The sequence below is a fragment of the Thermoactinospora rubra genome, from assembly GCF_002093975.1.
Classification (GTDB): domain Bacteria; phylum Actinomycetota; class Actinomycetes; order Streptosporangiales; family Streptosporangiaceae; genus Nonomuraea; species Nonomuraea rubra_A.
Window position 1 is genome coordinate 151,257 of record NZ_MSZZ01000005.1, and the last position, 13,237, is coordinate 164,493.

Below are 13,237 nucleotides of genomic sequence, written 5' to 3' on the forward strand. Positions count from 1 at the left end.
GGCATCCGAAACTTTTCATCACATCTTGGTGATCCGCACCGCGTCGGCGATCACATATCCCTTGCCGTCGGTCCGCCGGCTCACGCCCACGACGTTCTGGCTTCCGGCGGGCAGCGTGAACGTGCCCAGCGTCTGCCAGGACCCGCCGCCGACCTGCTGGTTCATCCAGATGACGTTGTCCTTGACCAGGTAGGGCGTCCAGGCGTTGTAGCCGGGGTCGGCCGGGTACCACACGTCGACGCGGTAGCGGCCCTCCTTGGGCAGAGTGGCCCTGAACCACGCCGGGTCGGCGGTCTGGGCGGGCTTGGCGAAGCGGTAGTCCGGGCCCTGCTTCTGCCCGGAGAAGGCCGAGGTGCCCCAGGCCGGGCCCGCGGAGGGGCCGTCGACGACGGTGGACCACGTCTGCTCGCCGCCGGCGACCAGCTGCATGTACCGGGTCCAGTTCCAGTGCCGCCCTGGGTCGGAGTGGGTGGCGCCGGGCACCTCGTTGTGGCCGACGATGTGCCTCCTGTCCTTGGGGATGCCGTACTTGTCGCAGATCGCCCGGGTCAGCGCGGCCGAGGCCCGGTACATCGCGTCGGTGAACCACGTGGCGTTGCCGACGTACCCCTCGTGCTCGACGCCGATCGACCGCCGGTTGTAGGAGCCGTTGCCCGCGTGCCAGGCCACGTCCCTGTGCCGGACCATCTGCGTCACGTCGCCGTCCCGCGACCGGATGACGTAGTGCGCCGACACGCGGGCGCGCGGGTTCTGGAACCAGGAGATGGCGCCCGCGTAGGAGCCCTGCGTCACGTGGATGACGACGCGGTCCACCTTGGTACGGCTCGCCCTGGCGTAGTTGCCCGAGTGCGCGGGGATCCAGTGCGCCGCCGGATAGTCGGCGCTGAGCGTCTCGGCGAAGCTGCGCGCCTGCTCCAGTGGCCCGCGCTCCGGCTGTACGGCGGAGGCCGCCACGGTGATCGTCTCGCCGCCCGCGGTCGCGCGCAGGCCCTTGGCCAGCACCTCGTACACGGCGTCGGCGTAGAGCCGCTGCACGGTGGCGGACTGGGCGCCCGAGTACCGCGCCACGACCGGATACCAGGCCGCCAGATCCTTGCGGTCGACGCCCTGCGCCATGGACCCCAGCACGGCGGCTCCGCCGAGGATGTTGGCCGCGTCGTCGGCGCGCAGCCGCTGCGCGGGCTGGCCGGTCAGCTCGGCGGCCCGCTCCAGCGTCCCGGGGCTGACCAGGTGCATCATGCCGTACCCGCCGCCGGCGCTGGGCTCGCCGTCGTGCCCGTCGAGGCGGGTCTCGGCGTAGGCGACGGCAACCAGGAGGTCGGCCGGGACGTCATAGGTGGCGGCGGCTTTCGCGAACGCCTCCGCCAGGGGCCCCGCCGAGGCCCGGGCGGGCAGGGGAAGGAGGGCGAGCAGCAGCACGGCGGCCGCCGCCAGCCGGGCGGTCAGCATGGGGAGGTCTCCCTTCGGGACGATGACCCGTCACCCTAGGGAGTCGGATGGTGATAAATCGCCCCATGTGACTAATGAGCTATACCGGCTTGACACGGCGGCAGGACGCCCTCGCGCCGGCGGACCGATAGCCTTTACTAGTGCGTATTGCGAGGTTCTCCACAGGTGAAGGCGTCGCGTTCGGCGTGGTCGAGGGCGAGTTCATCTCGACGATCGCGGGCCACCCGTTCAACCAGATCCAGTTCACCGGCGAGCGTTTCCCGCTGGCCGAGGTGCGGCTGGTGGCGCCGATGCTGCCGAGCAAGGTGGTCGCCGTCGGCCGCAACTACGCCGAGCACGCCGCCGAGCTGGGCAACGAGGTGCCGGAGGAGCCTCTGCTGTTCATGAAGCCCTCCACGTCCGTCATCGGTCCCGGCGAGGCGATCGCCTACCCGACGTCGCTGTCCCAGCGCGTCGACCACGAGGGCGAGCTGGCCGTGGTGATCGGCCGGCTGTGCCGGGAGGTGCCGCGCGAGCGCGTCAAGGACGTCGTCTTCGGCTACACCTGCGCCAACGACGTCACGGCGCGCGACCTGCAGAAGAAGGACGTGCAGTTCACCCGCGCCAAGAGCTTCGACACCTTCTGCCCGATCGGTCCGTGGATCGAGACCGTCCTGGACCCGAGCGACCTGGCCGTGACCACCACGGTCAACGGCGAGGTACGGCAGAGCGGACGCACCAGCCAGTTGATCCACGACATTCCCGCGCTGGTCTCCTACGTGAGCGCGGTCATGACGCTGATCCCCGGCGACGTCATCCTCACCGGCACCCCGGCGGGCGTCGGCCCGCTCCAGGTCGGCGACGAGGTCAGCGTCACCGTCGAGGGCATCGGCACGTTGACGAACAAGGTGGTCTCCCGTGACTGAGGTACGGGTGCGCTTCGCACCGTCTCCAACCGGTTACTTCCACGTGGGCGGCGCCCGCACGGCGCTGTTCAACTGGGCGCTGGCCGAGCAGACCGGCGGCCGGTTCATCCTGCGGATCGAGGACACCGACGCCGCGCGCAACCGGCCGGAGTGGACCGAGGGCATCATCTCCGCCCTGTCCTGGATCGGCATCAGCGGCACCCACCCGGCCTTCGAGGGCCCCTACTTCCAGTCCGCCTTCGAGCCGCAGCACCGCGAGGCGGTGGCCAAGCTGCTGGCCGGCGGCCTGGCCTACTACTGCGACTGCACCCGCGAGGCGCTCGAGGCCCGCACCGGCTCGGAGCACAAGGGCTACGACGGCCACTGCCGCGACCGCGGCCTGACCTCCGGCGCGGTGCGCTTCCGCACGCCCGACGAGGGCGTCACCGTGGTCGACGACGTGATCAGGGGCCGCGTGGAGTTCCCCAACAACGCCCAGGACGACTTCGTCATCGCGCGCTCGGACGGCTCGCCGCTGTATGTGCTGGCCAACGCCGTCGACGACATCACCCAGGGCATCACGCACGTGCTGCGCGGCGAGGAGCACCTGTCCAACGCGGCCAAGCAGCAGCTGCTGTGGCCGGCGCTGGGCGCCACCCCGCCGGTGTGGGCGCACCTGCCGGTCATCGTCAACGAGCAGCGCAAGAAGCTGTCCAAGCGCCGCGACAAGGTGGCGCTGGAGGCCTATCGCGCCGAGGGCTACCTGCCCGAGGCCATGGTCAACTACCTGATGCTGCTGGGCTGGGGGCCGGGCGGCGACCGCGAGATCATGCCGTGGTCGGAGATGGTGCCGCTGTTCAAGCTGGAGAACATCAACTCCGCCAGCGCCTTCTTCGACGAGAAGAAGCTGCGTGCCTTCAACGCCGAGTACATCAGGATGCTGCCGCTGGAGACCTTCGAGGAGCGCTGCCTGCCGTTCCTGGACCCGGAGTGGGACGTGGAGACCTTCAGCCGGGTCGCCCCGCTCGCCCAGACGCGCATCTCGGTGCTGTCGGAGATCACGCAGTACGTCGACTTCCTGTTCCTCAAGGAGCCGGTCTTCGACCAGGCCTCCTGGGACAAGGCGATGAAGAACGCCCCGGTGGAGATCCTCGGCGACTACCTGGAGCGGCTGGAGGCGGTCAGCTGGGACCCCGAGTCGCTGAAGCAGATGCTGGAGGAGGTCGGCGCCGCGCACGGGCTCAAGCTGGCCAAGGCGCAGGCGCCGGTCCGCGTCGCGGTCATGGGCCGGGCCGTCGGCCTGCCGCTGTTCGAGTCGCTGGAGGTGCTGGGGCGGGAGCGGACGATCGACCGGATCCGCGCCGCGCTGTCAAGGCTCCGAGGCTGAGTACGGCTCCCGCCGCCGTCGCCAGCCACACGCCCGTGACGCCGAGCCAGAAGCTCAGCGCGTAGGCCAGGGGCAGTTGCGCCGCGAAGCCCGCCAGCGTGGCGGCCAGCACGCGGCTGCCCCTGCCACTGGCCTGCAGCACGCCGCCGATGGCGATGAGCCCGCCGAACGGCACGAGGTAGAGCGGCATCCAGCGCAGGAAGCCCACCGCCTCGGCGGCCACCGCCGGGTCGTCGGTGAACCACGCCGCGACGGGCGCGGCCACCGCGTTGAGGACGACCGCCACGACCGCGCCCGCGACGAGCCCGGTGCGCAGCGGCGAGCCGACGGGCTCCGAGCGCGCCGTCCTGATCATCGCCGCCTGCCGCAGCGCGTAGAAGGCCATGACCCCGGCAAGCATGATCTTCAGGCCGATGCCGTACCCGGCCTGGGCCGCCAGCCCGAACCTCGCCACGACGTCCACCATCAGCATGCCCACCACTGCGCGGGCCAGGAAATCTCCCGACATCGGCAGGCCGGTCCCGACGATCTCCCAGCCGCCGGCCCATCCGGCGGCATCGCGCGGCGCCAGCCGTACCAGAGTCCGCAGAGAGACGGCGAGCGTCACGGCGCGCGCCAGCACGGTGGCCAGCGCGGCGCCCTGGACGCCCAGGCCGAGCCCGTAGATGAGCAGCGGGTCCAGGGCGATCACCAGCACGTTGCAGATCAGCGCGTTGCGCATCGGGATCTTCGTGTTGCCCTTCCCCTTGACGACGGCGTCGGCGAGCGCCTGGGCGAAGTACACCGGCAGGCCGCCCAGCGAGATCAGGTAGTAGCCGGCCGTCAGCGCGGCGGTGCCCGCGTCGGCGGCGAACAGGCCGGCCAGCGGCTCGCGCGCCAGCACCCCCGGCACGGTCACCGCCACGCTGACGACGGCCCACAGCAGCCAGCCGGTCCTGACCACCGGGCTGACCGGCTCGCGCCCGTCGCGCCTGCCGACCAGCACGGTGACGCCCGTCGCCACGGCCAGGAAGAGGCCGAGGGCCAGGTATTCGGTCGTGGTGGCGATCGTGACGGCGGCGATCGCCTCCGCGCCGAGACCGGAGACCCACAACAGGTCGATGACGCTCACGGCGACGACCGCGGTCAGCAGTTCGACGTAGATCGGGAAGGCCTGCCTCAGCATGATGTGTGCCTCGTTTCGAGTTATCTCGTTTAGAGATATAGCGCTACGATGCACCCATGTCCAGAGGAGGCGACCTCGCGCTGATGATCCTCGGCTTCCTCAACCGCGAGCCGATGCACGGCTACGAGCTGAAGTCCAGGATCGCCGCCCTGTCCGGGCACCTGCGGCAGGTCAGCGACGGCGCGCTCTACCCGGCCATCGCCAGGCTGGAGGCGGACGGCCTGGTCGAGCGGCACGAGGAGCAGGGCGCGGCGGCCGCCCCGCGCCAGGTCCTCACGATCACCGGCAAGGGCCGCGCCGAGCTCATGCGCCGCCTGCGCGAGCCGAAGGACGCCGAGATCACCGACCAGACCAGGTTCTTCGCGCTGCTGACGTTCCTGTCCGCGCTGCCCTCGCGCGAGGACCAGGTGCGGGTGCTGCGCCGCCGGCTGGAGTTCCTGGAGCAGCCGTCGAGCTTCTTCTACGAGGACGGGCGGCCGGTCCGCGCCGAGGAGGTCGCCGACCCCTTCCGCCGCGGCATGCTGCTCATCGCCCGGGCCACCGGCAAGGCGGAGATCGAGTGGCTTCGCCGTACGATCGAGGAACTGTCCTTGCCGCAATAGCTCCTAGCGTGAGCCGCATGACGATTCTCGTAACCGGAGCCACCGGCACCGTCGGCCGCCACGTCGTCCGCGAGCTGCTCGACCGCGGCGCCACGGTGCGCGCCCTGACCCGCGACCCCGCGACCGCAGACCTGCCCGCCGGGGTGGAGGTCGTGCGGGGCGACCTGACGCGCGCCGACACCCTGGCGCCCGCCCTCGAGGGCGTGACCGGCGTCCACCTCATCGACGCCGCCGACGACGACTACACGACGCTGCCGAACGGCGAGGAGATCGTCAAGCTCCTCGACGGCCGCAAGGTCACCCTGCTCAGCGCCATGGGGCCGGGCACGCTGGAGCCCGCGCTCAGGGCGAGCGACCTGGAGTGGACCTACGTGCAGCCGACCGAGTTCATGTCCAACGCGCTGGAGTGGAGCGAGCCGGTGCGCGCGCACGGCCGCATCGAGGAGGCGTTCCCCCGCACCAAGACGTGCATGGTGCACGAGGCGGACATCGGCGCCGTGATCGCCACGGTGCTCACCTCGGACGGCCACGCCGGCCAGACCTACGGGCTCACGGGGCCGGAGCGGCTCGACGTCTACGACAAGGCCCGCATCCTCGGCGCGGCGACCGGCCGGGAGATCGAGGTGGTCGAGCTCACCCTGGACGACCTGCGCGCCCGCGGCGTCCCGCAGCAGTACCTGGAGTTCCTGAGCATGGCCTTCGACGTGCCCGAGGACGCCTACCAGGTGGTGGACACCGTCGAGCGGGTCACCGGCCGCGCCCCGCGCACCTTCGCCCAGTGGGCCGAGGAGCACGCCCCCGCCTTCAAATGAGCCGCCCGCCGTACCCCTGGGGTGGCCCAGGGGTACGGCGGAGCCGGTCACTTCAGGCCGCGGCGCTCCAGCAGCGGCTCGATGCGCGGCTCACGGCCCCGGAAGTTGCGGAAGGCGGCCAGCGGATCCATGCTCCCGCCCACCGACAGCAGCGTCCTGCGGAAGTGGTCGCCGTTCTCCCGCTTGAGCCCGCCGTTCTCCTTGAACCACTCCACGCTCTCGGCGTCGAGCACCTCGCTCCAGATGTAGGAGTAGTACCCGGCGCTGTAGCCGCTGACGTCGGAGAAGATGTGCGCGAAGTAGTTGGTGCGGTAGCGCGGCGGCACGAGCGGGAAGGCGATCCCGGCCTCCTCCAGCGCCCGCGCCTCGAACTCCCGGGCGTCCTCGACCTGCTCGCCGGCGGCCAGCTTGTGCCAGGCCCAGTCCAGCAGCGTGGCCGCCAGGTACTCCACCGTGCGGAAGCCCTGGTTGAACTTCTCCGCGGCCTGGAGCCTGCCGGCCAGCTCGGCGGGCATGGGCTCGCCCGTCTCGTGGTGCCTGGCGTAGTTGGCCAGCACCTCCGGCCAGGTCGCCCACATCTCGTTGACCTGGGAGGGGTACTCCACGAAGTCGCGTGGCACGTTGGTGCCCTCCACGCGCGGGAAGCGCACCTGCGAGAACAGCCCGTGCAGCGCGTGGCCGAACTCGTGGAAGGCGGTGGTGACCTCGTCGAAGGTCAGCAGCGTCGGGCCCTCGGCGGGCTTGGTGATGTTGAGGTTGTTCATGACCACGGGCCGATCGCCCAGCAGGAACGACTGCTCGACCAGGTTGTTCATCCACGCGCCGCCCCGCTTGGTGGGCCGGGCGTAGGGGTCGAGCAGGAACAGGCCGAGCGGCGAGCCGTCCTCGTCGAACACCTCCCAGATCCGCGTGTCCGGGTGGTAGCCCTTGAGGTCGGGGCGCTCGGTGAAGGTGATCCCGTACAGCCGCGTGGCCGCGTAGAAGACGCCGTCGTCGAAGACGCGGTTCAGCTCGAAGTAGGGTCGCAGCGCGTTGTCGTCCAGGTCGTAGCGGGCCTTGCGCACCTTCTCGGCGTAGAAGGACCAGTCCCACGGCTCGATCGGGAAGCCCGCCTGCTCGGTCAGCGCCTCGGCCTCCTGCCTGGCGTTGCGTACGGCGGGGCCGACCAGCTGGGCGAGCATCTCCTCGACGGCCTCCACGGTCTTGGCCGTCTGGTCGGCCACCGTGTAGGCGGCGTGGTTGGGGTAGCCCAGCAGCGCGGCCCGCTCGGCGCGCAGCCTGGCCAGCTTGATCGCCAGCTCGAAGTTCTCGGGCGCCCGCTCCACGCTCAGCGTGAACAGCCTGCGCCGCGTCTCGCGGTCGGTCAGCACGGCCAGCGCCGGCTGGTTGGTGGTGTTGAGCAGCGGCAGGACGTACTTGCCGTCCTTGTGGATGGCCTTGAGCTCGGCCTCCTCCAGGCCGTCGAGCTCGGCGGGGTCCTCGGTGACCAGCGCCGAGTCCGTCTTGGCCCTGAGCAGGTTCTGCGCGAACTCGGTGGACAGCGTGGCCAGCTGCTCGTTGAGCTCCTTGAGCTTGGCCTGCTCGGCCTCCGACAGGTCGGCGCCCGCCTTGATGAAGTCCGTGCGGTACCGCTCCAGCAGCCACGCCTCCTCGGGGTCGTCGGTGGCGACCTGCTTGATGCGGGCCCACAGTGCCCGGTTGAGGTGGATCTCGTCCCGGTGCTGGGCCAGCCGCGGCGCGATCTCCTTCTCGATCTCCCTGATGCCGTCGGTGGCGTCGGAGGCGGCGAGGCTGAAGAACACGGTGGCCGTGCGGCTCAGGATCCGCCCCGACCGCTCAAGCGCCGCGACGGTGTTGTCGAAGGTGGGCGGCTCCGAGCTCGTCGCGATGGCGTCGACCTCGGCCAGCTGCTCCGCCATGCCGCGTTCGAAGGCCGGCAGGAAGTGCTCCTCGCGGATGGCGGCGAAGTCGGGCAGCTGGTACGGCAGGCTGCTGGGTGCGAAGAACGGGTTCTCGGTCAACGCTCGGGCTCCTCAGCGGGGTGATTTTGTCCCCCCCCAGCTTGGCATGTCCGTGCTGCGGCCCGGCCTTCCGGCAATCGTTTTGGTGATGGGGGCCAAGCTGGGCTATTCTTTCGGACGTCGCCGAGCGAGCCCCAGGGTTCGCCGCGGTGGGGTGTGGTGTAATTGGCAACACTACGGATTCTGGTTCCGTCATTCTAGGTTCGAGTCCTGGCACCCCAGCTTCCGAAGCGGACGTCCGGAGGGCGTCCGCTTCTCGCGTTGTGGAGGGGTTCCGCGTCCGCCCCGGCGTGGCCGCAGGGGCGCACGGGGAAGCGGGTGCCCGTGCACCGGCCGGAGCCCATGCCGGGGTAAAGCGGTTTGGAGTGGTCCTCGGGGTACGGTAGAGTTACCACCGCTGCCGGGGCAGGCCCCGGCACATCGCTTGTGACAGGGTCCCGTCGTCTAGTGGCCTAGGACGCCGCCCTCTCAAGGCGGTAACGCCGGTTCGAATCCGGTCGGGACTACCACCCTGTCACCCGCGCTCCGCGGTCCCGTCGTCTAGTGGCCTAGGACGCCGCCCTCTCAAGGCGGTAACGCCGGTTCGAATCCGGTCGGGACTACTGTGTTGCCTTTGTCGCGCCTGCGGCGCTCCGTGTTCGGGCGCTGAGAAGGCCCGATCTTCCCTCGTCGCGGCTCTGGCGCTGGGCGCCCTCACCGCTCCTCAGTCCAGATCGGGCCGCGCCCTCACGGGGGCGTCGCTTTCCGTTCGTTCGGGGTGCTCATCGTCTTCCGCTGGGTTGCTCGTCGTCTCCCGTTGGGTGGCGTCATCGTTTGTAACCGTTGTAACCGCGTCCATGCCAGGATGTCGAAGGCATTCCCGTGCCTCGGGTTGTGGGCATGAAGAGCTGCGGGCATGAAGGCGGCTGCCGCACCGGCGCAGGCGGTGGCCTTGCCGGTGCGGCAGGGCGTTAGGCCCGGGAGGCCGAGCGGGCCTTGAAGAGCGTGCGCTTGGCGGCCTTGGCGACCCGCTTGTCCGGGTGGACCTGCGAGATGAGGTCCAGCAGCTCCTCCACGTGCGGGTGCGGGATCTTCCACATCACCTCGATGAGGTCGTCCAGCAGGTCCGGCCCGATGTCGCGCAGGCTGCTGACGAACTCCGACCGGCCCAGGCCCGCCGAGATGGTCCACATGTCGAGGATGAGCCAGTGGGTGTCGTCCTGGGTGGGCTCGGGGGCGCCGGGGACGCCGAGCTGCGTGAGGTGCGTGGCGGCGTAGGGGCGCAGCGAAGGCTCCGACAGCACGGCCTGCCAGGCCGGGATCGCCGCCTCGCCCAGCGTGCCCACCACGCTGGCGGCCTGGACCCGGATCAGGGCGTCGGCCGGGTCCTCGGCCGCCGCGTCGAGCAGTTCCTTGGCGGCCTTGGCCGGGTCGCGCAGCCGCATCCACGCGGCCAGCTCGGCGTCGGCCTCGTCCTCCGGCAGCTCGGCGCTCAGGGCGAGCAGGTCCAGCGCGCTCATCGAGTCGATCGCCGGGCGGGCGTCGACGTCGACGTCGGCCTCGTCGACCAGGTGCACCACGCCGTCGGTGCCGAGCGGCGTGAGCGAGACGGTCGAGCCGGACACCGTCACCATGCCGTAGCCGACCAGCCAGTCGATCACCGGGGCGAGCGGGTCACCGTACAGCTCGGTGGCCGTGTCCCAGGCGTCCTGGCCCAGCTCGTCCAGCTCGGCGGCGGCCTGGGCGAGCTCCTGGCGCAGCCCGGCCAGCTCCCGCGAGCCGCCCGCGAGCAGCAGCCGGATGAGCAGTCCCCGGGTGAGCCCGGCCAGCGCCATGGTCAGGTCGTCGTCGGGCAGCTCGGGGTCGGCGTAGTCGATGGAGTGCAGCCCCAGCGACCACGCCTCCAGCACGTCCTCGTCGTCGGCGAACGGCCACTCGGCCGTGTCGTCCATCACCCGGACCGTGTCGTCGTCGCCGGAGCCGAGGAACTCCAGGTCGACGGCCAGGTTCCAGATGTTCCACAGCTGGGGGACCGCCTCGGACAGCGGCCCGGAGGTGGCCGGCCTGGGCAGTCCCACCACGGCCAGCGCCTCCTCGACCTCCGCGTCGGGCAGGACGGCGTCGCCCGCCATCTTGCGCGAGGGGCCCACCCACAGCGCCAGATCGCGCGCCTTGGCGATCAGCGGCACCCGGCGCGCCGCCTCGGCCAGCTCGGAGTCGGGGCGCAGCCGGATGGTCGGCAGCGCGGCCAGCTCCTCGGCGAACTGCTCGACGTCCCCCAGATCGCCGAGCTCGTCGTCCTCGTCCTCGGCCAGCTCGTCCATGAGGTCGACGAACTCGTCCTCCACGTCGGCCAGCTCCTCCAGCAGGTCCTCCAGCGGGTCGGAGCGGCGCGAGAGTCTGCCGGTCCCCGACAGGAACGTCAGGTACGCCTCCAGCGCCGCCACCATGCCGTCGGCCGCCGCGTCGGGGTCCTCGACCACGTCGGGCATGCGTTCGAGCATGAGCCCCCGGACGTGGTCGCGCTTCCACGTGCCGGCATCGTCGGAGTAGGCCAGCCGGTGCCACAGCATGACGGGGCCCACAAGTTCGGGGGCGCAGCCGGGCTCGTTCTGCTTGGCCCAGACGATGAACTCCTCGAGCAGGGGTCGCAGCTCAGCTGCCGCTACCTCGATGCGATCTGTCACCCACCCAGGCTAGACCCAGGACGTGGGCGTTCGCTTCTCGATTCAGGCGGCGCCGCGTGTTCAGGACGAGCGCCGCATCGCCTCCGTAATGCGCTCGGCGGCGGCCATGACCGGCGCGGCGTGCAGCCGACCAGGGGTTCTGGTCAGGCGCTCGATCGGCCCCGACACCGACACGGCCGCGATGACCTTGCCGCCCGCGCCTCTTATGGGCGCTGAGACGCTCGCCACACCCTGCTCCCGCTCGCCCACGCTGTGGGCCCAGCCGCGCCGCCGTACCGAGGCGAGGGTGGCGGCGGTGAACTTGGCGCCGCGCAGGCCGCGGTGCAGCCGGTCGGGCTCCTCCCAGGCCAGCAGCACCTGCGCGGCCGAGCCGGCGGTCATCGGCAGCGCCGAGCCGACCGGGACCGTGTCGCGCAACCCGCTGGCCCGCTCGGCGGCGGCCACGCACACCCGCTCGTCGCCCTGGCGGCGGTAGAGCTGCGCGCTCTCCCCGGTCAGGTCACGCAGCTGGGTCAGCACCGGCGCGGCGACCGCGAGCAGCCGGTCCTCGCCCGCCGCGGTGGACAACTCCGACAGCCGGGGGCCGAGCACGAAACGCCCCTGCGTGTCGCGCGACACAAACCTGTGAAATTCCAGCGCGACGGCCAGCCGATGGGCCGTCGGCCTGGCCAGGCCGGTGGCCTGGACGAGCTGTGCCAAGGATGCGGGGCCCGCTTCGAGCGCATTGAGAACGAGAACGGCCTTGTCCAGTACGCCGACTCCGCTAGAGTTGTCCATACACCGATACTGCCGTCTCAGCATACGAGAGAGCAAGTCGCCGGGAGCGCTGGAGGCGCGACCAGTAGACACAGGGAGATCCAATGGGCCGCACACTTGCGGAGAAGGTCTGGGAGCAGCACGTCGTACGACGAGCCGAGGGCGAACCGGACCTGCTCTACATCGACCTGCACCTCATCCACGAGGTCACCAGCCCCCAGGCCTTCGACGGCCTGCGGATGGCGGGGCGGAGCGTGCGCAGGCCCGATCTCACCATCGCCACCGAAGACCACAACGTTCCCACCGTGCTGGGCCCGATCGAGGACCCGGTCTCCAAGACCCAGGTGGAGACCCTGCGCAAGAACGCCGCCGAGTTCGGCATCCGGCTGCACCCGATGGGCGACGCCGGGCAGGGCGTCGTGCACATCATCGGCCCGCAGTTCGGCCTGACGCAGCCCGGCATGACGATCGTCTGCGGCGACTCCCACACCTCCACGCACGGCGCGTTCGGCGCGCTCGCCTTCGGCATCGGCACCTCCGAGGTCGAGCACGTGCTGGCCACGCAGACGCTGCCCGCCTACCGGCCCAAGACCATGGCCATCGAGGTCAAGGGCGAGCTGCCGGTCGGCGTCACCGCCAAGGACCTGATCCTGGCCATCATCGCCAAGATCGGCACCGGCGGCGGCCAGGGTCACATCGTCGAGTACCGCGGCGAGGCCGTACGCAAGCTCTCCATGGAGGGCCGGATGACGATCTGCAACATGTCGATCGAGGCCGGAGCTCGCGCGGGCATGATCGCCCCCGACGAGACCACCTTCGCCTACCTCAAGGGCCGCCCGCACGCGCCCAAGGGCGACAAATGGGACCAGGCGGTCGAGTACTGGAAGACGCTCAGGACCGACGACGACGCCGTGTTCGACAAGGTCGTCGAGATCGACGCCGCGACGCTCACGCCGTACGTCACCTGGGGCACGAACCCCGGCCAGGGCCTGCCGCTGGGTGAGGTCGTGCCGGACCCCGCGGCGATGACCGACCCCACGGAGCGGGCGGCGGCCGAGCGGGCGCTGGAGTACATGGGCCTGACCCCCGGCACGCCGCTGCGCGAGATCGAGGTCGACACGGTCTTCGTCGGCTCGTGCACCAACGGCCGCATCGAGGACCTGCGCGCCGCCGCCGAGATCCTGCGCGGGCGCAAGGTCAAGACCCGCACGCTCATCGTCCCCGGCTCCATGCAGGTCAAGCTGGAGGCCGAGAAGGAGGGCCTGGACAAGGTCTTCCAGGAGGCGGGCGCCGAGTGGCGCCAGGCCGGCTGCTCGATGTGCCTGGGCATGAACCCCGACACGCTCAAGCCGGGCGAGCGCAGCGCCTCCACCTCCAACCGCAACTTCGAAGGGCGCCAGGGCAAGGGCGGCCGCACCCATCTGGTCTCGCCCGCCGTGGCCGCCGCCACCGCCGTCACCGGCCGTCTGACGGCCCCGGCCGACCTGTAGAGGAC

General features: G+C 70.9%; 10 protein-coding genes and 3 tRNA genes. 8 read left to right on the forward strand and 5 right to left on the reverse strand.

Translation table 11 applies throughout. The features are described from left to right. Positions 1–18: 18 nt before the first annotated feature. On the reverse strand, positions 19–1,449 hold the full coding sequence (locus BSB02_RS17615; RefSeq protein WP_084960071.1) for an N-acetylmuramoyl-L-alanine amidase: 1,431 nt from the start codon (positions 1,447–1,449) through the stop codon (positions 19–21). A 140-nt stretch (positions 1,450–1,589) separates the two neighbouring features. On the opposite strand from BSB02_RS17615, the gene BSB02_RS17620 reads away from it, so the two are divergent. Together BSB02_RS17620 and gltX are read left to right on the forward strand one after the other, a co-directional pair. Continuing rightward, positions 1,590–2,354 carry a fumarylacetoacetate hydrolase family protein gene (locus BSB02_RS17620; RefSeq protein ID WP_084960072.1) on the forward strand — a complete coding sequence of 255 codons (765 nt, stop codon included), beginning with the start codon at positions 1,590–1,592 and terminating at the stop codon, positions 2,352–2,354. Continuing rightward, the gene (gene gltX / locus BSB02_RS17625) at positions 2,347–3,720 is read left to right on the forward strand and encodes a glutamate--tRNA ligase (protein WP_084960073.1); all 1,374 of its coding nucleotides are present in this window, start codon (positions 2,347–2,349) and stop codon (positions 3,718–3,720) included. Before BSB02_RS17620 ends, gltX begins: the two co-directional genes overlap by 8 nt. On the opposite strand, the gene BSB02_RS17630 is transcribed toward gltX, so the two are convergent. Continuing rightward, a complete protein-coding gene (locus tag BSB02_RS17630) occupies positions 3,614–4,885 on the reverse strand; it encodes an MATE family efflux transporter (RefSeq protein WP_084960074.1) in 1,272 nt (423 codons plus the stop codon). The two genes, gltX and BSB02_RS17630, sit on opposite strands and share 107 nt — an antisense overlap. A gap of 56 nt (positions 4,886–4,941) precedes the next feature. Here BSB02_RS17630 and BSB02_RS17635 point away from each other — a divergent pair, with 56 nt between their 5' ends. Beyond that, positions 4,942–5,487, forward strand: coding sequence for a PadR family transcriptional regulator (locus BSB02_RS17635; RefSeq protein ID WP_084960075.1), 546 nt, complete (start codon positions 4,942–4,944; stop codon positions 5,485–5,487). Positions 5,488–5,504: 17 nt separating this feature from the next. Then, positions 5,505–6,299: an NAD(P)H-binding protein gene (locus BSB02_RS17640; RefSeq protein WP_084960076.1), complete on the forward strand. Its 795-nt coding sequence runs from the start codon at positions 5,505–5,507 to the stop codon at positions 6,297–6,299. A 47-nt stretch (positions 6,300–6,346) separates the two neighbouring features. On the opposite strand, the gene BSB02_RS17645 is transcribed toward BSB02_RS17640, so the two are convergent. After that, positions 6,347–8,320: a M3 family metallopeptidase gene (locus BSB02_RS17645; protein ID WP_084960077.1), complete on the reverse strand. Its 1,974-nt coding sequence runs from the start codon at positions 8,318–8,320 to the stop codon at positions 6,347–6,349. A 150-nt stretch (positions 8,321–8,470) separates the two neighbouring features. On the opposite strand from BSB02_RS17645, the gene BSB02_RS17650 reads away from it, so the two are divergent. The 3 genes from BSB02_RS17650 (at position 8,471) to BSB02_RS17660 (ending at position 8,922) form a co-directional block, all read left to right on the forward strand. After that, positions 8,471–8,542, forward strand: a tRNA-Gln gene (locus tag BSB02_RS17650). A gap of 211 nt (positions 8,543–8,753) precedes the next feature. Continuing rightward, positions 8,754–8,829 (forward strand) — tRNA-Glu (locus BSB02_RS17655). 20 nt (positions 8,830–8,849) lie between these two features. Beyond that, positions 8,850–8,922 (forward strand) — tRNA-Glu (locus BSB02_RS17660). A 348-nt stretch (positions 8,923–9,270) separates the two neighbouring features. Here the strand turns inward: BSB02_RS17660 and BSB02_RS17665 are convergent. Both BSB02_RS17665 and BSB02_RS17670 read right to left on the reverse strand, forming a co-directional pair. Beyond that, positions 9,271–10,986, reverse strand: coding sequence for a hypothetical protein (locus BSB02_RS17665; protein WP_084960078.1), 1,716 nt, complete (start codon positions 10,984–10,986; stop codon positions 9,271–9,273). Positions 10,987–11,046: 60 nt separating this feature from the next. After that, positions 11,047–11,763, reverse strand: coding sequence for an IclR family transcriptional regulator (locus BSB02_RS17670; RefSeq protein WP_084960079.1), 717 nt, complete (start codon positions 11,761–11,763; stop codon positions 11,047–11,049). A gap of 83 nt (positions 11,764–11,846) precedes the next feature. On the opposite strand from BSB02_RS17670, the gene leuC reads away from it, so the two are divergent. Then, on the forward strand, positions 11,847–13,232 hold the full coding sequence (leuC, locus tag BSB02_RS17675; RefSeq protein WP_084960080.1) for a 3-isopropylmalate dehydratase large subunit: 1,386 nt from the start codon (positions 11,847–11,849) through the stop codon (positions 13,230–13,232). Positions 13,233–13,237: the final 5 nt, after the last annotated feature.